General features: G+C 70.1%; 28 protein-coding genes and 1 riboswitch. Of the genes, 11 read left to right on the forward strand and 17 right to left on the reverse strand.

All coding sequences use genetic code 11. The features are described from left to right. Window positions 1–110: 110 nt before the first annotated feature. The 3 genes from CHC09_RS38460 to CHC09_RS38470 all read left to right on the forward strand — a co-directional run bounded on the left by CHC09_RS38460 (window position 111) and on the right by CHC09_RS38470 (window position 1,852). A complete protein-coding gene (locus tag CHC09_RS38460; protein ID WP_239138807.1) occupies window positions 111–1,094 on the forward strand; it encodes an aldo/keto reductase in 984 nt (327 codons plus the stop codon). A gap of 135 nt (window positions 1,095–1,229) precedes the next feature. Next, window positions 1,230–1,436 (forward strand): type II toxin-antitoxin system VapB family antitoxin, encoded by a 207-nt coding sequence (locus CHC09_RS38465; RefSeq protein WP_089298254.1) that lies wholly within the window; start codon window positions 1,230–1,232, stop codon window positions 1,434–1,436. Then, on the forward strand, window positions 1,433–1,852 hold the full coding sequence (locus CHC09_RS38470) for a PIN domain nuclease (protein WP_089298204.1): 420 nt from the start codon (window positions 1,433–1,435) through the stop codon (window positions 1,850–1,852). The genes CHC09_RS38465 and CHC09_RS38470 overlap by 4 nt, the downstream gene beginning before the upstream one ends. A gap of 150 nt (window positions 1,853–2,002) precedes the next feature. On the opposite strand, the gene CHC09_RS38475 is transcribed toward CHC09_RS38470, so the two are convergent. The 7 genes from CHC09_RS38475 to CHC09_RS38505 form a co-directional block, all read right to left on the reverse strand. After that, the gene (locus CHC09_RS38475; RefSeq protein ID WP_089298205.1) at window positions 2,003–2,377 is read right to left on the reverse strand and encodes a PH domain-containing protein; all 375 of its coding nucleotides are present in this window, start codon (window positions 2,375–2,377) and stop codon (window positions 2,003–2,005) included. Between the two features lie 11 nt (window positions 2,378–2,388). Then, the gene (locus CHC09_RS38480) at window positions 2,389–3,306 is read right to left on the reverse strand and encodes a methylenetetrahydrofolate reductase (protein WP_089298206.1); all 918 of its coding nucleotides are present in this window, start codon (window positions 3,304–3,306) and stop codon (window positions 2,389–2,391) included. 109 nt (window positions 3,307–3,415) lie between these two features. After that, the gene (locus CHC09_RS38485) at window positions 3,416–3,949 is read right to left on the reverse strand and encodes a hypothetical protein (RefSeq protein ID WP_089298207.1); all 534 of its coding nucleotides are present in this window, start codon (window positions 3,947–3,949) and stop codon (window positions 3,416–3,418) included. Then, window positions 3,946–5,658, reverse strand: coding sequence for a CehA/McbA family metallohydrolase domain-containing protein (locus tag CHC09_RS38490; RefSeq protein WP_089298208.1), 1,713 nt, complete (start codon window positions 5,656–5,658; stop codon window positions 3,946–3,948). The genes CHC09_RS38485 and CHC09_RS38490 overlap by 4 nt, the downstream gene beginning before the upstream one ends. A 101-nt stretch (window positions 5,659–5,759) precedes the next feature. Further along, on the reverse strand, window positions 5,760–6,551 hold the full coding sequence (locus tag CHC09_RS38495) for an energy-coupling factor transporter transmembrane component T family protein (RefSeq protein ID WP_089298209.1): 792 nt from the start codon (window positions 6,549–6,551) through the stop codon (window positions 5,760–5,762). Further along, a complete protein-coding gene (locus tag CHC09_RS38500; RefSeq protein ID WP_089298210.1) occupies window positions 6,548–7,951 on the reverse strand; it encodes an ABC transporter ATP-binding protein in 1,404 nt (467 codons plus the stop codon). The genes CHC09_RS38495 and CHC09_RS38500 overlap by 4 nt, the downstream gene beginning before the upstream one ends. A gap of 23 nt (window positions 7,952–7,974) precedes the next feature. Continuing rightward, a complete protein-coding gene (locus tag CHC09_RS38505) occupies window positions 7,975–8,559 on the reverse strand; it encodes an ECF transporter S component (protein WP_089298211.1) in 585 nt (194 codons plus the stop codon). Window positions 8,560–8,610: 51 nt separating this feature from the next. Continuing rightward, a riboswitch (TPP riboswitch) is annotated at window positions 8,611–8,714 on the reverse strand. A 59-nt stretch (window positions 8,715–8,773) separates the two neighbouring features. Here CHC09_RS38505 and CHC09_RS38510 point away from each other — a divergent pair. Both CHC09_RS38510 and CHC09_RS38515 read left to right on the forward strand, forming a co-directional pair. Continuing rightward, the gene (locus tag CHC09_RS38510; RefSeq protein WP_089298212.1) at window positions 8,774–9,589 is read left to right on the forward strand and encodes an alpha/beta fold hydrolase; all 816 of its coding nucleotides are present in this window, start codon (window positions 8,774–8,776) and stop codon (window positions 9,587–9,589) included. A gap of 31 nt (window positions 9,590–9,620) precedes the next feature. Further along, complete coding sequence (locus CHC09_RS38515; RefSeq protein WP_089298213.1) at window positions 9,621–10,157, forward strand: DUF6328 family protein; 537 nt, start codon at window positions 9,621–9,623, stop codon at window positions 10,155–10,157. On the opposite strand, the gene CHC09_RS38520 is transcribed toward CHC09_RS38515, so the two are convergent. The 7 genes from CHC09_RS38520 to CHC09_RS38550 all read right to left on the reverse strand — a co-directional run bounded on the left by CHC09_RS38520 (window position 10,123) and on the right by CHC09_RS38550 (window position 14,488). Continuing rightward, the gene (locus tag CHC09_RS38520) at window positions 10,123–10,731 is read right to left on the reverse strand and encodes a hypothetical protein (RefSeq protein ID WP_089298214.1); all 609 of its coding nucleotides are present in this window, start codon (window positions 10,729–10,731) and stop codon (window positions 10,123–10,125) included. The genes CHC09_RS38515 and CHC09_RS38520 overlap by 35 nt on opposite strands. 53 nt (window positions 10,732–10,784) lie before the next feature. Beyond that, complete coding sequence (locus CHC09_RS38525; RefSeq protein ID WP_089298215.1) at window positions 10,785–11,192, reverse strand: Fur family transcriptional regulator; 408 nt, start codon at window positions 11,190–11,192, stop codon at window positions 10,785–10,787. Then, window positions 11,189–11,488, reverse strand: a complete 300-nt coding sequence (locus tag CHC09_RS38530; protein ID WP_089298255.1) for an ArsR/SmtB family transcription factor — start codon at window positions 11,486–11,488, stop codon at window positions 11,189–11,191. Before CHC09_RS38530 ends, CHC09_RS38525 begins: the two co-directional genes overlap by 4 nt. A gap of 30 nt (window positions 11,489–11,518) precedes the next feature. Further along, complete coding sequence (locus tag CHC09_RS38535; protein WP_089298216.1) at window positions 11,519–12,382, reverse strand: metal ABC transporter permease; 864 nt, start codon at window positions 12,380–12,382, stop codon at window positions 11,519–11,521. A 1-nt stretch (window position 12,383) separates the two neighbouring features. Next, complete coding sequence (locus CHC09_RS38540; protein ID WP_089298217.1) at window positions 12,384–13,169, reverse strand: metal ABC transporter ATP-binding protein; 786 nt, start codon at window positions 13,167–13,169, stop codon at window positions 12,384–12,386. A gap of 138 nt (window positions 13,170–13,307) precedes the next feature. Next, window positions 13,308–14,183: a metal ABC transporter substrate-binding protein gene (locus tag CHC09_RS38545; protein WP_089298218.1), complete on the reverse strand. Its 876-nt coding sequence runs from the start codon at window positions 14,181–14,183 to the stop codon at window positions 13,308–13,310. Between the two features lie 50 nt (window positions 14,184–14,233). Continuing rightward, window positions 14,234–14,488 (reverse strand): DUF6703 family protein, encoded by a 255-nt coding sequence (locus CHC09_RS38550; RefSeq protein ID WP_089298219.1) that lies wholly within the window; start codon window positions 14,486–14,488, stop codon window positions 14,234–14,236. 33 nt (window positions 14,489–14,521) lie between these two features. Here CHC09_RS38550 and CHC09_RS38555 point away from each other — a divergent pair, with 33 nt between their 5' ends. The 4 genes from CHC09_RS38555 (at window position 14,522) to CHC09_RS38570 (ending at window position 18,211) form a co-directional block, all read left to right on the forward strand. Next, complete coding sequence (locus CHC09_RS38555) at window positions 14,522–14,863, forward strand: antibiotic biosynthesis monooxygenase family protein (RefSeq protein ID WP_089298220.1); 342 nt, start codon at window positions 14,522–14,524, stop codon at window positions 14,861–14,863. Between the two features lie 16 nt (window positions 14,864–14,879). Further along, on the forward strand, window positions 14,880–15,404 hold the full coding sequence (locus CHC09_RS38560) for a hypothetical protein (protein WP_239138805.1): 525 nt from the start codon (window positions 14,880–14,882) through the stop codon (window positions 15,402–15,404). 63 nt (window positions 15,405–15,467) lie between these two features. After that, the gene (locus CHC09_RS38565) at window positions 15,468–16,847 is read left to right on the forward strand and encodes a glycine--tRNA ligase (protein ID WP_089298221.1); all 1,380 of its coding nucleotides are present in this window, start codon (window positions 15,468–15,470) and stop codon (window positions 16,845–16,847) included. A gap of 107 nt (window positions 16,848–16,954) precedes the next feature. After that, entirely contained in the window at window positions 16,955–18,211 is a 1,257-nt protein-coding gene (locus tag CHC09_RS38570; protein ID WP_143232815.1) for a hypothetical protein, read from the forward strand. 100 nt (window positions 18,212–18,311) lie between these two features. Here CHC09_RS38570 and CHC09_RS38575 read toward each other — a convergent pair whose 3' ends face one another. After that, the gene (locus tag CHC09_RS38575) at window positions 18,312–18,794 is read right to left on the reverse strand and encodes an XdhC family protein (RefSeq protein WP_218827185.1); all 483 of its coding nucleotides are present in this window, start codon (window positions 18,792–18,794) and stop codon (window positions 18,312–18,314) included. A 144-nt stretch (window positions 18,795–18,938) separates the two neighbouring features. On the opposite strand from CHC09_RS38575, the gene CHC09_RS38580 reads away from it, so the two are divergent. Together CHC09_RS38580 and dusB are read left to right on the forward strand one after the other, a co-directional pair. Further along, entirely contained in the window at window positions 18,939–19,310 is a 372-nt protein-coding gene (locus tag CHC09_RS38580; protein WP_089298223.1) for a hypothetical protein, read from the forward strand. 66 nt (window positions 19,311–19,376) lie between these two features. After that, window positions 19,377–20,495, forward strand: a complete 1,119-nt coding sequence (gene dusB / locus CHC09_RS38585; RefSeq protein ID WP_089298258.1) for a tRNA dihydrouridine synthase DusB — start codon at window positions 19,377–19,379, stop codon at window positions 20,493–20,495. Here dusB and CHC09_RS38590 read toward each other — a convergent pair. Both CHC09_RS38590 and CHC09_RS38595 read right to left on the reverse strand, forming a co-directional pair. After that, on the reverse strand, window positions 20,492–21,577 hold the full coding sequence (locus tag CHC09_RS38590; protein ID WP_089298224.1) for a TFIIB-type zinc ribbon-containing protein: 1,086 nt from the start codon (window positions 21,575–21,577) through the stop codon (window positions 20,492–20,494). The two genes, dusB and CHC09_RS38590, sit on opposite strands and share 4 nt — an antisense overlap. A gap of 66 nt (window positions 21,578–21,643) precedes the next feature. Next, window positions 21,644–22,735, reverse strand: coding sequence for an SPFH domain-containing protein (locus tag CHC09_RS38595; RefSeq protein WP_089298225.1), 1,092 nt, complete (start codon window positions 22,733–22,735; stop codon window positions 21,644–21,646). Between the last annotated feature and the right edge of the window lie 55 nt (window positions 22,736–22,790).

Raw genomic sequence — 22,790 nt, forward strand, 5'->3', positions numbered from 1 at the left:
AGGCGCCGAATCTCGCTCGTTGATAACTACAAATTAGCAGCGACGAGGGCAAACCGGTATCGGGTGGACGATCGAGGGCGATGTCCCCGAGACTTCCCTACGGTTGCCGCGTGGATACGGGACTTTTGGATGCGTCGGCGGCCGGCACGTGGCGGCTCGGGGATCGGGTCGTCAACCGGATGGGGTTCGGATCGATGCGGCTCACCGCGAACCCGGACACCCGGGTGGCCGTCCGGGTTCTTCGTCGCGCCGTCGAGCTGGGGGTCGATCACCTCGATACGGCGGCTTTCTACTGCTCACCCGGCGGGATCATCGACGTTGGGCCGGGGCCGGTGCGGCATGCCACCGAGCTGATCCGGGCGGCGCTCACGCCGTACCGTGATCGGGTTTTCATTGCGACGAAAGTCGGACCGGAGCGCCTCCCGGATGGACGCTGGGGTGAGGCCGGCTCGCCGGCGCGGCTGCGGCGGCAGGTCGAGGAGAACCTGCGCCGGCTCGGTGTGGAGACGCTGGACCTGGTCAACCTGCGGATCACCCGCAGGGCCGCGCCCCCTGCCTCCGCCTCTGATTCTGCTGCCCCTTCGGCTTCCGCTGCCGCTGCCGTTTCTGCGTCGGCTTCCACTGCCGTTTCTGCGTCGGCCGCCTTCGCGGAGCGGTTCGGGGCGCTTGCCGAGATGCGGGCCGAAGGCTTGATCCGCCACCTCGGTCTTTCCAACATCTCTCGGGAGCACCTGGACGAGGCGTCCCGGATCGCCCCGGTGGTCTGCGTGCAGAACGCCTACTCGGTCGACCTCCGCCGGGACGATGACCTGCTGCGGATCTGCGGGGAGCGCGGAATCGCGTTCGTGCCGTTCTTCGCGATCGCGGGTCCGGCTCGGGAGGCCGGCGCGGCGCGGGAGCAGAGCGACGCGCTGCGGCGCGTCGCGGCCCGGCACGGGGTCAGCGAGCATCAGGTACGCCTCGCCTGGACCCTGCATCAGGGCTCGCACGTCCTTGCCATCCCGGGCACCGGCGACCTCGGCCATCTGGAGCAGAACATCGCCGCCGCCTCCCTCCACCTGACCGACAGCGACCTGGCCGAACTGCATCGGTGAAGAGGGCTTTATTCGCCGATGTCGTCCGTAGCCCGTTGAGTTGATCAATGCATGCGACTAGTCTAGTCGCTAAGCAAGGCAGGTGGCTGAAGGCCGCATAGACTCGGAAGGAACAGATGCCTGGTGGGAGATCTGATGGCCGAGAGCCTGGTTGATGTTGATGAAGAGGCGTTGGCTGAAGCTGCAAAGCGCTTTGGCACGACAACGACGACCGAAACCGTGAACGCGGCGCTGAGAGAGGCCGCCGCGCGTTCGCGGCGAGCTCGGGCGCTCGGCGAACTCGTGAAGATTGCTGATACCGGTCAGTTCGACGAGTTGCTCGACAAACGGAATCGGCCGTGACCGAGTATTTGGCTGATACCAGTGCGCTCGTTCGCTTTCTGCGTAGCGCTGAGGCTCGCGGCGAGTGGTCCAGCAAGATCGAGGACGGCTATGTGGCGACATGCGCCATCACCGAACTGGAGCTGTTGTATACGGCGCGTTCCAAGGCGGATCTGGACAGGCAACGAGCTTTGATCCGGGAATCCTTCAGCTGGGTGGTCATGCCGGATCGAGCCTACGAGCGTGCCGCGCAGGTGCAGACCGCCTTGGCGGGAAGCGGTACACACCGGTCAGCGGGACCGGTTGACCTGCTGACCGCCGCCGCTGCCGAGTTGAACGGGCTCACCCTCTTGCATTACGACAACGACTTCGTGCAGGTCGCAAAGGTGACCGGGCAGCCGGTTCGGTGGATCGCGGATCCTGGCTCGCTCAATTGACGAGCTTTGCCAGGCGCGCTGTGGAGTGGTGTGGCTCGGTGCCGAGGCAGGTCGCGGGCTGAGCCCCGCCATGGCGATTTGTTGAGATAGGACTTTCAGATGGATGTTGCGGTCAGTCGAAGTCTCTGACTTGATTGCGTGGTCTCGAGCTCAGAGGACGTAGGTGGCGATCATCTGGCTGAGCTGGCGGATGTCGACGTTGCGCTTGAACTCCAGGCGGACCCGGCCGAGGCCGCTGTACCAGAGGTCCAGCTCGGTGTCCCGGTCGAAGCTGCCGGCGGTCTCCACCGAGAAAGCCTGGATCTTGCTGTACGGCAGTGACGTGAAGTCGGTCTTCGAGCCGGTGATGCCCTGCACGTTGACGGCGATCAGGCGCTTGGTGGTGAAGACGACGAAGTCACGGACCGAGCGGAAGGCGAAGATCACCTGCTCGCCCTGGATGAGGAACGGCGCGACCTGCGCGATCACCTCGTTCGGGTCGCACGGGTTGAGTTTGAAGACAGAGCCGTTGTTGAAATCGATCACAGACAGTGACCTTACCTGCCGAGCAGGGTCGCCACATCGGCGGCGAGTCGGGTGGTGGCTTCGATCTCGGTCTTGCGAATCGAGACGTTCTCCACATTGAAGCCGTACGGCACACCCAGGTGCTCGCAGTAATCCCGCAGGTCACGGGCGATGTCGAGGCAGTGCTTGTACGACTCGGTGAGCGGGTCGGCGGAGTGCCGCAGCGCGTTCTCCAGCCAGCGGGGCACGTCGACGCCGAGCCAGCGGAGAAACTCCAGCGTCTTGAGGGACCCGCACAGCGACAGCGTGAAGATTATTGTCCGGGGCTGCACCTCGCGTGCCCGGCACTCGTAGTAGTAGTCGGAGATCAGGTTCTTCGTCTCGTTGACGTGGTAGACCACCTGTGAGATGAAGAAGCTCGCACCGCGATCCTGCTTCGCAAGCATCCGCAGGTGCTCGTCGCGCCGCTCACCGATCACGACCGCGCCCAGCGGAAGCTCCGGCCGAACCGCGGCGCGCAGTTCCTGAGCCCGCCGCAGGCCGGTGCGGACCGACTTGCCGCCGGACGACGGGCCGACGAAGACTCCCAGCACCCGCTCGGGGTCCGCGTCCCGCATCCAGTCGCTCAGCTCGTCCTCGGCGTACTTGCCGACACAGCGGTAGATGATCACCGGCTGGGGCCAGGCGCTCAGGTGCGTCTCGTAGTACCGCGCGGGATCGAGGGTGGCCAGGAACGGGAACGGCCGCTCCACCGGGTTCCGGTCGGACTCGTCGTCGATGTCGTAGAGGATGAGGCCGTCCAGGTCGAGCCCGCTGAGCCGGTGCAGGGTGACCTCGGCGATCTCCTTGATCCGCTCCTCGGCGGTGCTGCGCTTCGGCGGCGTGATGCTGAACAGCAGCACACCGCTGCGCGTTTCGGCCAACAACCGCGGCAGTCCGGGACGAGTCATGTCCTAACCCTAGAAACCGTCCCCGTAGTGACCTGCACAACGGTGCCGCGATCCCGCCAGGCGAACCTGAAGCGGCGCTCAGTTGACCGAGCGCTGTTCAGCCCGCTTCTCAATGGCCTGCGCAGCAGGGGGTCGGGTCGCGGTGTTCGAACGGGATCAGGCAGCCACCAGCGGCCGGGGTCGTGACCAGGATCAACTCGCCGGAGCGGAACTGCGGGCGGACGAAGTCGCCGGTCTCGACCACCGCCGCCGGGTCGGCCGGGCCGCCGCCCAGGATCTCGACCCGGGCGATCGAGCTGCGCTGCAGGATCTCGCTCACCGTGAGTGATCCGGTCAGTCGTGCGCTGCCGGGGAAGAGCACGACCCGGCCGGCCGGGCCGGTGGCCGCGGCGTCGGCCGCCTCCCGCAGCGCCGGATCGGTCTCGATCGGCTCCGAGGTGAGCAGGCTGATCGCGACGTGCGGGAACGGGGCCGGGACCAGGTGGGTGCAGGCGAGCACCGGGGCCGGGTCCAGCGACCGGATCCAGTGGTCGGCCTCGGCCAGGGTGCGGTGCCCGAGGCTGACTCCGACGATGCGGGCGACGCCACCGGCCGGGGTGACCCCGACGGTGGCGACGCCGCGAGCGGGGGTGACCGTCGTCATCGGGGGAGGACCCAGATGGGGTTGGTGTAGAACCACAGGTCGGCCCAGGGGTCGGCGTCGCCGACCACGTCCAGCTTCGGGCCGTACGGGTCGATCGCGGCACCCATCAGGCCCGGCTGGGTCCGGTTGCCGTCGGTGCCGCGGACCCGCACGTAGAACGGCTTGTCCAGGCGGCCCAGGTCGAAGTTGAGCGAGACCCGCCCGTCGCTCTTGTCGATCTCGTAGGACTTGACCACCCGGGTGTTCGGGGTGGTGTACCCGTCCCGGTCGGTGACCGGGCCGGTGACGGTGCCGACGATCACGTCGACCCGCTTCAACTTCGGGATGAAGGTCGCCCAGTTCGGGGTGTCCTGCAGCTCGAGGTCGAGGGTCAGTTCGGTCGACGTGCCCCGCTTGACCCGCAGCACGCCGCCGAGCGGGGTGCCGGTGTGCGGGCGCCGGTCGCCGGTCTGGCGGACCCGGGCGTCCAGGCTCTTGATCAGGCGGCCGTGGTCGACCCAGACCCGGCCGGCGCGCAGGCCGTCCATCACCGACCGGTAGGAGAACGACCTCGAGCCGACGTTGGTCCGGCCGTAGTAGCCGGGCCAGAAGTCACCGGCCGTGGTCAGCGTCTTGCCGGTGTAGACCGGGTCGTTGTACCGGCCGTTGGCGTCGAAGTTGCTGTTCGGCCCCCGGTCGGACTGGTCCAGGTAGACCACGTGCGAGTCCGAGTTGACGGTGATCCACCAGGCTTTGCCTTCGGCGAGCAGGCTGTCCCAGAGGCCGCCGACGGTCGCGGTCATCCAGTCGAAGCCGCCCCAGGTGCGGTAGCTCTCCAGCGGGTAGCCGGCGAACGACGCGGCCGACGGGTTGTTGTCGTAGTAGCCGCGGGCGCCGCCCCGGCCGTTCGGGGCCGGGATGCCGGCGGCCTGGTGGCCGGGCGCGCCCTCGAAGCCGATCGCCACCGTCGGGTCGGCGTCCCGCCAGTTACGGATCTCGTGCGGGGAGTCGATGCCGCGCCGGGCCGGGTGGTTGGCCAGGAACAGCGCACCCTCGACCTTGCGCTGCCGGACCTGTTCGCCGAGGAACCTGATGCCCTCGATGGCCAGCGCCTCGTTCTGGGCGACGGTGTTGGTGGCCGGTAGCAGCGACCCGTCGTACGCGTTCTCGAACCGTTTGAGGACGTCGACCTCGTTCTTGCCGGGGTGGACGAAGACCGTGGCGTGTTCGGCGCCCGGGATGTTCCACTCCAGGCCCTGGAAGGTCAGCAGATCGCGCAGTTCGGAGCGGGTCTTGACGATGTCAGGATTCACCTTGTCCACGCCGATCTTGGCGTGGGTGGCGCTGCCGTGGTCGGTGATGACCAGCCAGTCGAGGCCGTACGCCCGGCCGTGCGCGGCCTGGTCGAGCACCCGGTACTGGGCGTCCGAGCTGTACTGGGTGTGAATGTGGTGATCGCCCGCCAGCCAGCTGAAGCCGCCCTGGTCGAACCCGCCGCCGGCGCTGTCGTGGGTGTGCGGCAGGCCCGCGGCCGCCGCGGCGCCCGGCCGGGCGAAGACCGACGCGGCCGCCGCGCCCGCGCCGAGCAGGCCGGCCCCACGCAGGAACTTGCGGCGGGAGTTGTCGGACGGGGAGAGCTCGGAGTCGGGAATGGACAGGTCCAGCGCCTCGGGAACGTCATTCCCGGCGGCTGCGTCGACAGAGTGATCGTGGTCGTGGCCGTGACCCATGTGGTGCGCTCCTACGAGAGATCGCTCGGGTATCGAGGGTCACCCTGGCGGGGGCAGGTCAACGTCCACTGTCGAGGTGATGGCCGGGGAACGAACACGCGTCAACCGATGACCGGCCGGAACAGGCCCAGGGTGATCGTGACGGCCAGTATCGAGGCCGGTAGGAGGCCGGCGACGACGACCAGCGCGGTGTCCGCACGGGTGAACCGCTGCAGCCGGGCATGGGTCCGGGCCACCCCGGAGTCGAAGCCCCGCGCGTCCATCGCCACCGCCAGCCGGACCCCGCGCCGCAACGCGCCGACCAGCAGCGCGAACGCGGTCGAGGCGAAGGCGGCCGGGTTCCAGCCGGTGTCGATCCCGCGGGCGCGCCGGGCCAGGGTGAGCGTTCGCCACTCCTGGCCGAGCAGGGGCAGCAGCCGGAACGCGGCCAGCGCGCCGATCGCGAACCGCTCCGGCGCGTGAGCGTTCTGCACCAGCGCGTCGGCCAGGTCGGTCGGGTCGGTGGTGGCGAAGACGACGATGCCGGGGAGCGCGACCGCGAAGATGCGCAGGATCAGCCCGGTCGCGCTGGACAGCACGCCGGTGGTGACGTCCAGCGGGCCGATCGAGAGCAGCGATTCACCGCCGCGGTCGGCGGCGAACAGCAGCATGCTGACCAAGACTCCGGCGGCCGCGAGCAGCAGCGGCCAGGCGCGCCGGGCGATCAGGGCCGGGCGGACCCCGAAGAACGGCAGCGCGGCCAGCTCGACCGCCAGTGCGATCGCCGGGGTGATCGGATCCAGCGTCGCCATCAGCGGCAACGTGAACAGGAGCGCGGCGCCGAGCTTGGCGACGGGATTGCGCCGCGCCAACGGCGCGCCGGAGGCCGGCACGGGGTCCAGGACGAGGCTCACGGCGCCGGCTCCCCGAGGTTCAAAACCCGATTGGCCAGCGTACGTACGAAATCCTCGTCGTGGGTGACCGCGACCACGCCGTGCCCCTCGTCGCGCAGCTCCGCCAGCAGCGCGACCAGTTCCAGCCAGGTCCGCCGGTCCTGGCCGAACGTCGGCTCGTCGAGCACCAGCAGGCGCGGCGCGGTCGCCAGCGCCGTGGCCACGCTCAGCCGCCGGGCCTCCCCGCCGGACAGGGTGTACGGATTGGCCGCCGCCAGCCCGCCCAGGCGCAGCCGCTGCAACAGCTCGTCCACGACCTGCCGGACCTGTTCGGGGGACCTGCCCAGCCGGCGTGGGCCGAGGGCAAGCTCGTCGGCGACCCGGCCGGTGACGAACTGGTGCTCCGGGTTCTGGAAGACCGAGCCGATCCGCCGGGTCAGCGTGCCGGCCCGCCATTTGTGCGGCGGTCGTCGCTCACCGAACGCGGTGATCCGCCCGGAGCCCGGGGCGAGCAGGCCGCCGAGCAGCAATGCGAGAGTGGACTTGCCGGCACCGTTGGGCCCGGTCACGGCGAGCACCTCACCGGCCCGCGCCCGCAGTGACACGGCGGGCAGCCGGCCCGGGACGGCGACCTGCTCCGTACGTACCAAATCGGTGGTTGTCTCGATCTGTGCGACGCGCGACGGTAGGTGGCGGCCCGGCACCCAGACGCCCTCCTCGGCGAGATCTTCGCCGCAGGCGGCGAAGATCGCCTCGGGCGTGCCGTCGGCGCGCACCCCGCCACCCGGCTCGATCACCACCACCCGGTCCACCAGCGGCAACGCCTCGGCGACGCGGTGCTCGACGATGATCACCGTGGTCTCCGGGGCGGCCGCGCGGGCGATGGCGGCCCGGATCAGCGCGGCGCCGCGCGGGTCCAGGTTGGCGGTCGGCTCGTCGAGCAGCAGCAGGCCGGGACGCGCGGCGATCACCCCGGCGAGGGCGAGGCGCTGCGCCTCGCCGCCGGAGAGGGTGCCGGTCGGGCGATCGACCGGGTACGGAAAACCGACCCGCTCCAGCGCCTCGTCGACCCGGGGCCAGATCTCTTCCGCGGGTACGCCCCGGTTCTCCAGCCCGAACGCCACGTCGTCGCCGGAGCGGGCCATCACCAGCTGGGTCTGCGGATCCTGGAAGAGGATGCCGACCCGGTCCCGGGCCTTGCGCGGCTCCAGCCCGTCGATCTCGATGGTGCCCTCGGACTCGCCCGAGTCCTCCGGCAGCAGCCCGGCCAGCGCGGCGAGCAGGGTGCTCTTGCCCGCGCCGGAAGCACCGAGCAGGAGCACCCGTTCGCCGTGCCGGACCGTCAGGTCCAGGCCGCGGACCGCCCAGGCGCGACGGCCCGCGTGCCGCCATCCGAACCCGCGCAGCGCAACCTCGGACATCAGCCGGAGACCTCGGGCATCGGCTAGATCAGCGCCCGCTGCCGGCCGGCCTCGAACCGGTCGAGCACCCCGGTCGGGACCAGCGCGCGGACCAGCAGCCACCCGCCGGCGCCGGCGAGCACCGTGGCGCTGACGACGGTGATCAGGGCGTAGGGGACCCGGTAGCTCCAGAGCTCGTAGGCGTAGGTCCAGACGAACCAGTCGAAGACCGCGGCCACCACACCGGCGAGGGCCCCGGACAGCAGCCCCACCGGGAGGGTGAAGACCCGGTACCGGAACAGCGCGAACGCCAGCTCCGCGCCGAGCCCCTGCGCCGCGCCCTGGAAGATCACCATGGCACCCCACTTGTTGCCCAGCAGTGCGGAGATGATCGCGGCGACGGTCTCGGTGAAGAACGCGGCGCCCGGCTTACGGATGATCAGCCCACTCAGCACGGCGGGCAGGAACCACATCCCGTAGAGGACGGTCTGTGCGGGCGGATAGAACAGGAAAAGGTTCTCGGTGGCGACCCAGACGGTGTCCCAGGCCCAGAAGACGACGCCGAACGCCACGGCGATGACGGCGGCGATCACGATGTCCATCGTGCGCCATCTGCTCTTCATATCCATGCCTCCCAGCGGGTACCGGGAGGAGACGCACGCCATCGGTGAACATGACGCGGCTGGAGAAGACCGAACTTCCTGCGCTGGCATTACCCAGATCAGGTACGAGGGTCTGCGGACGAACCGCACTCTCAGCGCTGTGCGCTCCCCTGTCGGATTGCATGTGCTTCGATGACGCTAACACCTGGTAGGCGGGTATGGCACAGGCAGGAGGGTTCGGATGCAGGTCGAGGCCCGGGGGTTGACGTTCGAGGTGGCCGAGGGGGGACCGGCGGACGGGCAGCCGGTGCTCCTGCTGCACGGCTTCCCGCAGGACCGCCGGGAGTTCGATCTCCTGCTGCCGCGACTGCACGCGGCGGGACTGCGGACGTACGCGATGGACCAGCGGGGTTACTCGCCCGGCGCCCGTCCGTCCGGGGTCCGGTCGTACCGGATCGGTGAGGCCGTCGCCGACGTGCCCGCCGTGCTCGACGCCCTCGGCCTGGAATCGGCGCACCTGGTCGGGCACGACTGGGGCGCCCAGGTCGCCTGGGCGGTCGCCGGTCGGCACCCGGAGCGCGTCCGCACCCTGACCGCGGTCTCGGTGCCGCACCCGCGGGCGATGCGGCTCGCGCTGCGGGTCCGGCCGTCACAGCGGGCCCGCCTCGCCTACTTCCCGGTGTTCCGCAGCCCGGCGGCGGAGCGACTGCTGCTCGGCGGGGGCGCGCTGGGGATGCGCAGGATGCTCGGCCGGATCGGGCCGCGGGCCGACCTCTACGTCAAGGCGATGCGCGAGCCGGGCCGGCTGACCACCGCGCTGAACTGGTACCGCGCGTTCCGCTCGGAGGATCTCGCCGACCTCGGCGAGATCACCGTGCCGACGACGTACGTGTGGAGCGACCGGGACGGGGTGGTCGGGCTGACCGCCGCGCTGCGGACCGCCGACTGGGTGCGCGGGGATTACCAGTTGGTCGCGATGCGCGGCGTCGGCCACTGGGTGGCCGAGGAGGCGCCCCGGGAGCTGGCCGACGCGGTCCTGGCACGTATCGGCGTTTGACCATGACCGTGGCTGGGAACGCTGGCTGAGCATGGCCCCCTCGTCGAAGGAAACCGAGAAGCAGCGTTGGGACCGTAACTTCGCGGACCTGCTGCAGGAGCTGCGCGTCGCGCAGACCGGCATGCAGATTCTCTTCGCCTTCCTGCTGACCCTGCCGTTCTCCAGCGGCTTCCCGAAAGCCACCTTCTTCCAGAAGGACGTGTACATGGTGGCCCTGATCAGCGCGGCCTTCGCGACCGCGCTGATCATCTCGCCGGTGGCGTTCCACCGGGCGCTGTTCCGCCAGGGCCGCAAACCCGAGCTGGTCCGCTACGCGCACCGGATGGCGACCAGCGGGCTGGCCTGCATGCTGGTGTCGATGGTCAGCAGCGTCCTGCTGGTCACCGACTATGTGCTGCACGCGCGCTGGGCGGTGGTGCTCACCGCGGTGGCCGCCGGCTGGTTCGCCACGTTCTGGGTGATCCTGCCGATCACCCACCGCAACTGGGGTGAGGACGAGGACAAGGACGGTTTCGTCCTGGACGACTCGCCGGTCAGCGTTTCGATCGGTGCAGACCGAGACGCTTGAGCTCCAGCTCGGCGAGCGCGTCGACCGCCGCGGCGTCACCGGCCCGCCAGCTCTGCGCGATGTCCGGGCCCAGTTTCGTCAGCTCGCTCAGCGGGCGGGAGGCCAGCGCCCGGAGCGCCAGCAGATCCCGGCCGGCCGGCTCGTCGCGGACCGAGATCGCCGCCGAGGCGCGGCGGATCCAGCGCAGCCGCAGCGGCAGCCAGAGGAAGAGCACCAGCGCCAGCGGCACCGCGACCGCCATCGACGGCAGGATCAGCGCCAGCTTGTCGACCAGTTCCTGCTGCTGGTGGCCGGCGTCGGCGATCGACCGGGCGGCGTCGGCGGCCCCGGTGAACGGCTTGGTGAGCTCGTCGCCGACCAGCGGCACGCGGCCCACCTTGCCGCCGGCCTCGGCCAGGTTGTCGGCGATGCCGTTGCCCGCGCTCTCCAGCTTCACGCCCGGGACGGCCAGCAACTCCACCGTGTCGTGGACCCAGATCGCGACCCGGACCCACAGGTAGATCCAGAAGACGATCAGAAGGTCGGTGATCAGTTGGCGGGCGGCGGTCGGAACCCGGTCGGCATAGAACTTCACAAGCGAAAGCCTCGCATCCGGGCGTCGGCGTCGCATCCCGCCCGGCGGTGGAATTACCCGGCCTTCGCGCCACACTCCGGACAGGTACCGAAGATCTCCAGGGTGTGCGCGACGTCCACGAAGCCGTGCTCACCGGCCACCTTGTCGGCCCACGACTCGACCGCCGGGCCGAGCACCTCGACCGTCCGCCCGCAGGAGCGGCACACCAGATGGTGGTGATGTCCCTGGCTGCACCGCCGGTAGAGGTGCTCGCCGCCCGGTGGGCGCATCACGTCCACCTCGCCGGCGTCGGCCAGCCCCTGCAGGGTCCGGTACACCGTGGTCAGCCCGACCCGCTCGCCCCGGTCACGCAGTATCGCGTGCAGGTCCTGCGCGCTGTGGAAACCCTCGGTCTCGGCGAGCACGGCGCTCACCGCGCTCCGCTGCTTGGTGTTGCGCTGGGCGGTGCTCTCCGGGTTCACAATCGGTTCTCCCTCGTATGGCTCACGGCATCGGCGACGATGTGCGCGATGTGTTCGTCCACCAGGGAGTATGCGATCTCCCGGCCGCGCCGCACACCTCGCACCACGCCGGCTCCGCGTAACACCCGCAGATGCTGGGAGACCAGCGGCTGCGGGGCACCGAGTTGTGAGACCAGATCGTGCACACAACGTTCGCCCGCTCCGAGCTCCGCGACTATGGCGATCCGGATCGGGGCGGACAGCGCCCGCAGCAGCGCGCCCGCGGCTTCGTACGCTTCGTAACCGGTGTCCGTCATGCTGCGGACCACCGTACCGCGCGTTCCGGCTCAGGCATTCAGCACGACGTCCGGAGGCTCGACGTGAGTCGCCGGCGTGGCCCTGCGCCGGCGGTGCCGCAGCGCGCTCGCCGCGGTGGTGAGCAGGAACGCGGCCAGGGCCAGCAGCACCGTGGTGGCGCCGGGCGCGGTGTCGATCTCGCCGGAGAGCACCACCCCGGCTCCGGCCGCGCAGACCCCGATCAGCATGGCCACCGCCATGGTCGACCGGAACCCGCGGGTCAGCTGCTGGGCGGCCGCGACCGGGACCACCATCAGCGCGGAGACCAGCAGCAGGCCCACGGTGCGCATGGCGATGGTCACGGTCACCGCGGTGGTCACCGCGAGCAGGAGGTTGAGGGTGCGTACCGGCAGGCCGCTGACCCGGGCGTACTCCTCGTCGTTGCAGAGCGCGAACAGGGCCGGCCGGAACACCAGCATCGCGGCCAGCACGGCCGAGCCCAGCCCGGCGATCACCGCGATGTCCTGCGGCGACGTGGTTATCAGCGAGCCGAAGAGGTACTGCATCAGGCTGGCGTTGCCGGCGTCGTCGGAGAGCCCGACCAGGACCACGCCGCCCGCGATGCCGCCGTAGAAGAGCAGGGCCAGGGCCAGGTCGCCGCTGGTGCGGCCGCGCTCGCGGACCAGTTCGACAGCGACCGCGCCGATCACCGAGACCACCACCGCGGTGAGCACCGGTGACCGGTGGGTGAGCAGGCCCACGCCGACACCGGTGAGCGCCACGTGCCCGATCCCGTCCCCGATCAGGGAGAGCCGCCGCTGCACCAGGTAGATACCGAGCGCCGGGGCGGCCAAGCCGATGATCAGGGCGCCGGCCAGGGCCCGCAACATGAAGGGGTACGTCAGGAGGTCCATGTCAGTACGCCTTCATCCCCTCGGTCGGCGCCCACTCGCAGATCCCGGCCTGCTCCGTGTCGGCGTGCGGGTGCACGTGGTCGTGGCCCGGTTCGGCGTGGTGCCCGGCCGGCTCCGGCGGCACACCCTCGTGCGCGATCCGCCCGTCGTGCACGACCACGGCCCGCCCGATCAGCGGCCGCAGCGGGCCCAGTTCGTGCAGGATCAGCAGGATCGTCCCGCCGTTTCCGGCGAACCGGGTCAGTGCCCCGGCGAACGCCTCCTGGCTGGCCGCGTCCACTCCGGCGGTCGGCTCGTCGAGGACCAGCAGGTCCGGCTTGCCGGCCAGCGCCCGGGCGATCAGGGTGCGCTGCTGCTGGCCGCCGGAGAGGGTGCCGACCGGATCGCCGATCCGGTCCAGCAGGCCGACCGCGTCGAGCGCTTCGCGGACAGCGGTGCGGTCGGCGGCTCCGGGCAGCCTGAACAGGCCGCGGCGGGCCAGGCGGCCGGACGCGACCACCTCGCCGACCGTCGCGGGGACGCCGCTGCCGGCGCCGAGCCGCTGCGGCACGTACCCGATCCGCTCCCACTGCCGGAAGCGCTGCTGGGGGGTGCCGAACAGCTCGATCTCGCCGCGGTGGACCGGGACCAGGCCGAGGATCGTACGGATGAGGGTGGATTTTCCGGAGCCGTTGGCGCCGAGCACCGCCACCACGTCACCGGGGGCGACCCGGAGGCTGACGTCCCGGAGGATCTCCCGGCCGTCATAGCCGGCGGCCATGTGCCGAACCTCGATAACGCTGCTCATGCCGTCACCTCCGCTTCGCTCCGACTGACAACCGAGCCAGCTGATTCGCGCGCAAGCTTGCTCATGCCGTCACCTCCGCTTCGCTCCGGCGTCGGCCTGAGCTGACAACCGAGCCAGCTGATTCGCGCGCAAGCTTGCTCATGTGCACCCCAGGGCTGTGGTGAGCGCGGCCAGATTCGCCCGCATGACCGAGAAGTAGTCCGCGTCCGGGTCGGTCAGGCCTTCCAACGGGTCGAGCACCGCGGTGGTCGCGCCGACCTCGCGCGCGATCGTGTCGGCGACCTTCGGGCTGACCAGGGTCTCGAAGAAGATCGTGGTGGTGCCGAGCCGCCGGGCGTCGGCGGCCACCTCGGCGATCCGGCGCGGCGCCGGCTCCGCCTCCGGGTCGATGCCGGTGATCCCGATCTGGGTCAGGTGGTAGCGGTCGGTGAGGTAGTGGAACGCGGTGTGGCTGGTGACCAGCTCCCGCCGGGAACAGGTGGCCAGCTTCGCGCTGAACTCGCCGTCCAGCTGGGTGAGCTGCTGGTGCAGGGTGGCGGCACGGCTGGTGTAGACGGCGGCGTGGGCCGGGTCGGCCGCGGCGAGGCGTTCGGCGAGGCGGTCACCGATCGCGGCCAGCCGGGTGGGATCCAGCCAGACGTGCGGGTCGGTGCCGTGCTCCGACGAGGGCAGCATCGTCACCGCGCTGGAGACGTCGAACCCCTGCCTCCTCGCGTTCTGCTCGATCGCGTCGTCCACCGCCGGCTGGAAACCCCGGAGGTGGACGGCGACCTTCGCGTCCGAGATCCGGGCCACCTGGCGGGGGCTCAGCTCCACGTCGTGCGGCTCGGCGCCGGGCTTGGTGAGGTTGACGACCCGGACCAGGTCGCCGCCGATCCGTTCGCTGACGAACTGCAGGGGGTAGAACGCCGCGACGACCGGGAGACGGCCGTCCGGGTTCGCCCGCCCGCCGCAGCCGGCCAGTGCGGCCAGAACGGCCAGCACGAGCAACGGAACCAACGGGCGGCGCATCATGCCATCAACTGTGGGCGATAATGACAATGATTGTCAAAAGCGCATGAGTATCAAAGCGTCTTGCTGACCGCGGCGACCACCAGAAGGGTGAGCAGCACCACCCGGACCAGCCGGGTGATCGGCGACTGCACCGGCCAGGTGGTGAACGTCAGCGTGGCGAGCCCGGCCGCGAGCAGGGCCAGCAGCAGACCACCCACCACCCCCGGCAGGAAGAGCCCGGCCAGCAGCAGAACCAGGGCCAGCAAGAAGGCGGTGGCCGGGCGAACCCCGGCCAGGCGGCGCAGAAAATGGTCGGACGTCGTCACAGCGGCTCCTGTCGGCGTGCGTACCCTCGTCACATGCTGGTGCTCAACCGTTTTCTGGTCCCGCCCGACACGCAGGACGGTTTCCGGGAGCAGGCGCACGCCGCGCTCGCCGCGCTCGCGCGATGCCCCGGTTACCTGACCGGCCGGCTGACCCGGGCCCTCGAGGACCCGGCCGGCTGGACCCTGGTGACCGAGTGGGAATCCGTCGGAGCCTACCGCCGAGCGCTGGGCGCCTTCGACGTCAAGGTGCACGCCACCCCGCTGCTCGCCAGGTCGCTGGACGAGCCGTCCGCCTTCGAGACCTTGGCCGAGGCGGGCCCGGGGGAGCCGGTCAAGATCACCGCCAGCGACCGGGCGGCCGAGCCGTGGCGCTGAACATTAGGCTGAGGCCATGACCTACGGTCAACCGCCCATGCAGTACGCCCCTCCGGCGACTTTCGTGCCGCCTCCGCCGCCGGGTCCGGGCGTGCACCCACCGTTCCCCGCGCCCCCGGTCGAGGGCCGTGGCCGCCGGATCGGGCTCGGGTTCGGGATCGGCGGCGGCATCCTGGCGCTGGTCTGTGGCGGGGGCGTGGCCGCGGTGATCGGCCTCGCGGTCGCGATGACCGGCGCGCTCGACGAGCAGGCGCACGTCGTGGTGAGCGAATACCTGGACGCGGTGCAGGCCGGGGACTACGACAAGGCGTACAAGCAGCTCTGCGACAACGCCCAGGACCGGGAGAGCCTCAGCGAGTACCGGGAACGGATGTCGCGGGAGGAGCGCTTCGACTCGTACGTCATCGGTGATTTTGATCTGGAGAGCAACGAGATCCCGGTCGACCTGACCCGGCCGGGCGGCGCCGTCGACCACACCGAGGCCCAGTTGGAGCAGAACACCAGCACGGGCGCGTTCGAGGTGTGCGGTCTCGGGGAGTAATCTCAGACGTCGTCCAATCACACACCGATACCCCCGCCGACACCCAGCCGGCGTAGGAGACTCATGCCTGCCGACCGTATCGATTCCGTAGTCAGCCTTGCCAAGCGCCGGGGCTTCGTCTTCCCCTCCAGTGAGATCTACGGAGGGACCCGCTCGGCCTGGGACTACGGTCCGTTGGGCGTCGAGCTGAAGGAGAACGTCCGCCGGCAGTGGTGGCGGACCATGGTCCAGCAGCGCGACGACATCGTCGGCCTGGACTCCGCCGTGATCCTGGCCCGGGACGTCTGGGCCGCCTCCGGCCACCTCGACGCGTTCGTCGACCCGCTGACCGAGTGCCAGTCCTGCCACAAGCGCTTCCGGGCCGACCACCTCGAGGAGGCCTACGAGGCCAAGCACGGCAACCCGCCGGCCTCGCTGTCGGAGCTGAACTGCCCGAACTGCGGCAACAAGGGCACCTTCACCGAGCCGAAGATGTTCAACGGTCTGATGAAGACCTACCTCGGCCCGACCGAGAGCACCGAGGGCCTGCACTACCTGCGCCCGGAGACCGCCCAGGGCATCTTCGTGAACTACGCGAACGTGGCGACCGCGGCCCGCAAGAAGCCGCCGTTCGGCATCGCGCAGGTGGGCAAGAGCTTCCGGAACGAGATCACGCCGGGCAACTTCATCTTCCGTACGCGTGAGTTCGAGCAGATGGAGATGGAGTTCTTCGTCGCGCCCGGCAGTGACGAGGAGTGGCACGAGTACTGGCTGCAGCAGCGCTGGGACTGGTACCGCGATCTGGGCCTCTCGGAGAGCAACCTGCGCTTCTTCGAGCACCCCAAGGAGAAGCTCTCGCACTACTCGAAGCGGACCGTCGACATCGAGTACCGCTTCCAGTTCGGCGGGACCGAGTTCGCCGAGCTCGAGGGCATCGCGAACCGCACCGACTTCGACCTGTCCACGCACTCCAAGCACTCCGGCGTCGACCTGTCCTACTTCGACCAGGAGAAGGGCGAGCGCTGGACGCCGTACGTGATCGAGCCGGCCGCCGGCCTGACCCGCGCGGTGCTGGCCTTCCTGCTCGAGGCGTACGACGAGGACGAGGCCCCGAACACCAAGGGCGGCGTCGACAAGCGCACGGTCATGCGGTTCGACCCGCGGCTGGCGCCGGTCAAGGTCGCGGTGCTGCCGCTGTCGCGCAACCCGGAGCTCTCCCCGAAGGCCAAGGGGCTCGCCGCTGACCTGCGCAAGCGCTGGATCGTCGAGTTCGACGACTCGCAGGCGATCGGCCGTCGCTACCGCCGGCAGGACGAGATCGGCACGCCGTTCTGCGTGACTGTCGACTTCGACACCCTCACCGACGACGCGGTGACGGTCCGCGACCGCGACACCATGAAGCAGGAGCGGGTGTCCCTCAGCCAGATCGAGGACTACCTGATCAAGCGGCTGCCCGGCTGCTGACCCGCTTTCCGGCCCCGCCGGACGCCGTGTGACGGCGTTCGGCGGGCGCCCGCGGCACAGTGAACTTCACTAATATGACCCCTTCGTCTATAGCGAAGGGTGCATATATGTCGAGAAGTTCATGGGGGCGACGCCTGCTTGCCACCGGGGCGTCGATGATCATCGGCATCACGGCCGCCGCGATCGGCCCCGGCCGCGCGGCGGCCGCGATGGCCTTCGGCAGCATCGACGCCTCGTCGTTCGTGCTGGACCCGGCGGACAGCTTCCAGCGGTACGGCGACATCATCAGCCGGATCGAGGCGAGCGGGAAGGTGACGCCGGCGGCGTCGCTGGGCGCGGCCATCGACGGCGCGCAGGACTTCAAGCCGACCTGGGGCCTGTGCCACTCCACCGGCATCCCGTCGACGCTCAGCCCCACCGGATTCTGCTGGGATGCCGATGACGACGACTGGGCCTCGACCTGGCGGCCCCAGGGCATCACCGGCTCGTGGGACGCGCAGCCGAACCTGATCTGGGAGAACCGGAAGATCGCCGTGGCCAGCTGGCACGGCCCGCAGGACAGCAACGCGTTCGCCCGGCTCACGTTCGTCGACTACACCAGCACGGCCGCGCTGAAGTTCCGCGATGTGCTGCTGGTCGTCCCGGACTCGACCGGCGGGGTGGACAACTTCCGGACCTTCGACTGGAACCACGCCGACGGCGTCCTCTGGTACGGCAACACGCTCCTGGTGGCCGACGGCGGCCGGCTGCACGCGTTCAGCCTGCGCCACCTCTGGACGATGACCCGCTCCGAGGAGGAGGTCGGCTTCGGGGCCGACGGGTCGAAGGCGCCCAGCGGCCGCTGGCACCGGTACGTGCTGCCGCAGGTCGGCGAGTACTACCCGGAGTACACGCCGACCGGTGGCTACGTGGGGTGCTCGCCGATCACCGGCAACCGCCCCTGCCTGAACGCGATCAGCCTGGACCGCCGCGGCAGCAACCGGGACTCGATGGTCTCTGCCGAATATGTCAACGGCGCCGCCGGCGGCCGGGCGATCCGCTGGCCGATGAGCTCGGCGACCGCGCTGCCGTTGCTCAGCGCGGACGGCAAGGTTCACGCCGATGAGGCGTTCGTCTCGCCGATCTGGAACATGCAAGGTGTCGCGAGCGACGGCACGAACTGGTTCCTCTCCGGCCTCTGTGCGGGCGGCAGCGGCACCTGCGTCCACAAGGCGGTGCCGGGTTCGGCGCCGCATCAGCAGGCGCAGGTCTACGGCGGGTTGGAGAACCTGTCGTACCAGCCTTCGTACAACGGCTCGGCGCCCCGGCTGTGGGGGCTGACCGAGGGCGACAACCGGGTCACCTTCAACATCAGCGTCCCGTGACGTGACGCCCCGGCGGCCTCGGGTTCAGAGTCCGAAGCCGCCGGGGCGATCGTGCGGTCGGCTCAGAACTCGAGGCGGCCGGGGAGGTTGTGGGGTCGGCTCAGAACTCGAAGCCGCCGGGGCGGTTGTTCCGGTCGGCGATCAGGCCGGCCAGGACGGCTACGGCGATCTCGGCCGGGGTGCGGCTGCCGATGTTGAGGCCGACCGGGCGGTGAACGCGGGCGATCTCCTCCTCCGGCACGTGCAACTCGCGCAGCGCGGCGAGGTGCGGGCCCTCGTGGCGCGGATTGCCCAGGATGCCGATCCAGCGGGACTTTCCGGTCAGCGCCTCCCGCAGCAGGGTGCCGATCTCGGCGCGGTGATGGTCGGTGAGCAGCACGTCGGTGTGCTCGTCCGGCTCGGTGGCCCAGAGGTCGCTGACCGTTCTGTCCCCGTGCGGCCGGGGTGTTCCCTGGAGCCGGGTCGCGTCCGGCTCCACGACCATCACGTGGAAGCCCAGCTCGATCCCGAATCGGGCCAGCATCTCCGCCACCGGCGACGCGAAAACCGCCACCAGCCGCCGTGGACTCAGCTCATCGGTCACGCACCCGACTCTGTCAGATGTGAGCGGATCACGCACTCGTTCAGGTGACGCACGACATCTTGCTCCATGCCTATAGTTCTCCGGAGTGTGAACACCCCTTCGGTGGCCGGAAAATCCGGCTACCCTTCACCCCTGGAGACACCGATGCCCACCGTGGAAGCCCGCTTGACCAGCCTGGAGGAGCGCATGGACGAGCAGGAGAGGCTCCGCGCCGCCCAAGATCAGGACCAGTCCGACCTCGGCCTGAAGCTGAAGGCCCAGGACGGGCTCATTCAGGGTCTCGCGGCGACTCAGTCGGAACACACCGCGACCCTTGCGAAGCACACCGCGATTCTCGAACGGCACACCGGGATCCTTGAACGGCAAACCGAGACCCTCGACAGGCAGACCGCGATGCACAAGAGCCATACGACCGAGCTTGCGTGGCTCCGGCTTCAGATGGATGGCGTCAAAGATGGGATGGAGCGGATGGTCGGCATGCTCCACACCGTGATCGAGCGAGGCGACGGCCGGTAAGCGGAGCGGGCGATTCGAGGTTGCCGGGCTGAGCGTGTCACTCTGGTGCACGTGACCGCACCGCTCATGCTCGGCAACCACGCCGTCAACCCACCCGTCGTCCTCGCCCCGATGGCCGGGATCACCAACGTGGCGTTCCGGCGGCTCTGCCGGGAGCAGGGCGGCGGCGTCTACGTCTGCGAAATGATCACCACGCGGGCGCTGGTGGAGCGGATCCCCAAGACCCTCAAGATGGTCGCGTTCGCCGAGGACGAGGGTTTCCGCAGCCTGCAGCTCTACGGCGTGGACCCGGACGTGACCGCGGCGGCGGTCCGGATGGTCGGCGAGGACAACCTGGCCGACCACGTCGACCTGAACTTCGGCTGCCCGGTGCCGAAGGTGACCCGGCGCGGCGGCGGCTCGGCGCTGCCCTGGCGGCGGAAGCTGTTCGGCCGGATCGTCCGGCAGGCCGTCGAGGCGGCCGCCGAGTTCGGCATTCCGCTCACGATCAAGATGCGCAAGGGCATCGACGACGACCATCTGACGTACGTCGAAGCCGGCCTGACCGCCCAGGACGCCGGCGTGGCCGCCGTGGCGCTGCACGCGCGCACCGCCGAGCAGCGCTACTCCGGCCAGGCCGACTGGGACGCGATCGCCACCCTCAAGCAGGCCCTCGACGTGCCCGTGCTGGGCAACGGTGACATCTGGGAGGGCTCGGACGCGCTGCGCATGGTCGCGCACACCGGGGTCGACGGCGTGGTCGTCGGCCGCGGCTGCCTGGGCCGCCCCTGGCTCTTCGCCGACCTGGAGGCCGCGTTCACCCAGGGCGGCGACTACCGGCCGGTGCTGCCGGCCCTCGGCGAGGTCGCGAAGATCATGTCGCGCCACGCCCAGCTGCTGGTCGAGGCCCTGGAGGACGAGCGGCACGGCTGCGCCGACTTCCGCAAACACGTCGCCTGGTACCTGAAGGGCTTCCCGGTCGGTGGCGACCTGCGCCGCAGCCTGGCGATGATCTCCTCGCTCACCGAGCTGGACGACCTGCTGGCCCGGCTCGACCCGGCCGTCCCGTTCCCGACCGAGTCGCTGGGCCAGCCACGCGGCCGGATCAACGCCCCGGGCAAGGTCTCCCTCCCGCACGGCTGGCTCGACTCCCGCGACGACGACACCGTCCCCGAGGGTGCCGAGATGGAGGACTCGGGCGGCTAGATCCTCCCGGTCTGGTGCAGGTGGACGAGGAGGACCACGGTGGCGATCGCGAGCAGCGCGGCGACGACGGCGGAGACGATCTTCGCCGCGCTGTACGGCCGTTCGCCGGTCACCTTCGCGGTCCGGCCGTTCACCAGGATGTTGTAGGTGCGCCCGGCGTGCAGGTAACACGCGATCCACACCGGTAGCAGCATCAGCTTGAACATCAGCTGGTGGTACTCGGTGTCGATCGAGTGCACCCGCTGCTCGTCGCCGCCGATGTCACGCCGGCAGTCGCCCTCGATCACCCCGGCCATCTTGCGCTTGGCGTTCTCCAGCCCGGCCTCGGGCTCGACGTCGTAGCGCAGGGTCTCGTGGCCGGCCAGGTACTCCGGGCGGTACGGCTCGGCCTCCGCCAGCAGCCAGGGCTGGAGCGTCTCCAGGTGTTTCGGCATGACCCGGCCGGTGCCGTTGACCAGCACGTCGTCGAACGAACGGGACACCACGCCGCTCGCCGCCCGCCAGCGCGTCTTACGGACCCGCCGGGTCTTCGTCTGGCCGTTCTCGGTGTACGTCTCGGTGACGTAGTAGTGGTCCCCGCGCTGTCCCCGGTACCGCGAGACGGTCTCCGCGTCGTAGGTCCAGTGCGGCAGGTACGAGCTGTGCGACGACTCGGCCTCGGTGACCCGCTTCAGGCTGTTCGGCGCGAACCAGCGTGACGACGCCCAGCCGCGCAGCGCCTCCCGCAGGGCCGCGCGGTCGACCAGGAACGGCAGCACCGCCTCCGGGGTGACCTGATCGCCGGACGTGACGTCGGCGACCAGCGCGGCCCCGCAGAACGCGCAGCGATCGGAGATCTTGTCGCTCTGGGTCACGGCGGCACACCCGCGGCAGGTGAAGACGTGCGGCGCCAGGGCGGCGATCGGCTTGCGGGGCAGGCCGGCGAACTCGGCCCAGGAGCGCTCGCGTACCGCCCGGCCGTCCGAGCCGACCGGGGTCTCGGCCCCGCAGTACGGGCATTTCAGGACCGTGCTGCCCGGGGCGAACTCGAGGTTCGCCCCGCATCCGGAGCACGGGTACTGGGTGTGGACCTGCTGGCTCATGCAGTTACCTCCGCTGCGCTCCGGCGCCGACATGAGCGGGCCGATTCGCTCGCTAGCTGGCTCATGTCAGCCCTGCGGCGGCAGCGGCGGCGGCACCGCGGCGAAGACGCTGTTCAGCTCGGCGACCTGGCCGGCCGCGGTCCAGCCGGCCATGCCGTTACGCCAGACCAGGGTCTCCCGGGTGAGCGTGCCGGACGTGGCGTGCCCGGCCAGCGTGGCGACGTCGAACGGGCCCTGCTGGCGTCCGTCGAGCGCGGCGAACCACTCGCCGACCGGCAGCGGCGGCGGCGTGGCGACGCCCGGCGGCGTGCTCATCGCCTGGGTGGCGCGCTGACCCGCGGCCATGCCGATCCCGATCCCGAACGCGTCACCGGCACCGCCCGGGTTGTTCGCGGCGTCCTCGATCGCGTTCGCGGTCTGGAACTTGGTGTACGCGTCCAGGTTGCCGACCACGCCCATCGAGACGCGCTTGTCCAGCGCCTGCTCCACCTCGGGCGGCACCGAGATGTTCTCGATGATGAACCGGGGGATCGCGATGCCGGACGACGCCAGCTCCTCGGTGAGCACCCCGGAGAGCGTCACGCCGAGGCTCTGCTGCTTGGCCGCCAGATCGAGGACCGGCACGCCGGCCGTGGCGAGCGCGCTGCCCAGGTGGCTGACGACCAGCTGGCGAAGGTATTCCTGGACCTCGGCGGTGCGGAACTGCGGGTCGGTGCCGACCAGTTCGGTGAGCAGCCGGGCCGGGTCGCTGACCCGCATCGCGAAGCTGCCGAACGCCCGGAGCCGGACCGCGCCGAACTCGGCGTCACGGACGATCACCGGGTTCTGCGTGCCCCACTTCATGTCGGTGAACTGCCGGGTGTTGACGAAGTACACCTCGGCCTTCCACGGCGACTCGAAGCCGTACTTCCAGCCCTTGAGCGTGCTGAGAATCGGCAGGTTCTGCGTGGTCAGCGTGTGGGTGCCCGGCGCGAAGACGTCGGCGATCCGGCCCTCGTCGACGAAGACGGCGACCTGCGACTCGCGGACGACGAGCTTGGCGCCCATCTTGATCTCGTTCTCGTACCGCGGGAACCGCCAGACGATCGTGTCGCGGCTGTCGTCCAGCCACTCGACGATGTCGACCAGCTCACCCTTGAGTTTGTCCCAAAGACCCATGCCGGCTCCTGACGTGTGCGCGGTACCGATGTTCGTGCGGCGCCGACCGTACCAA

This window comes from Actinoplanes regularis, assembly GCF_900188005.1.
GTDB classification, from domain to species: domain Bacteria; phylum Actinomycetota; class Actinomycetes; order Mycobacteriales; family Micromonosporaceae; genus Actinoplanes; species Actinoplanes regularis.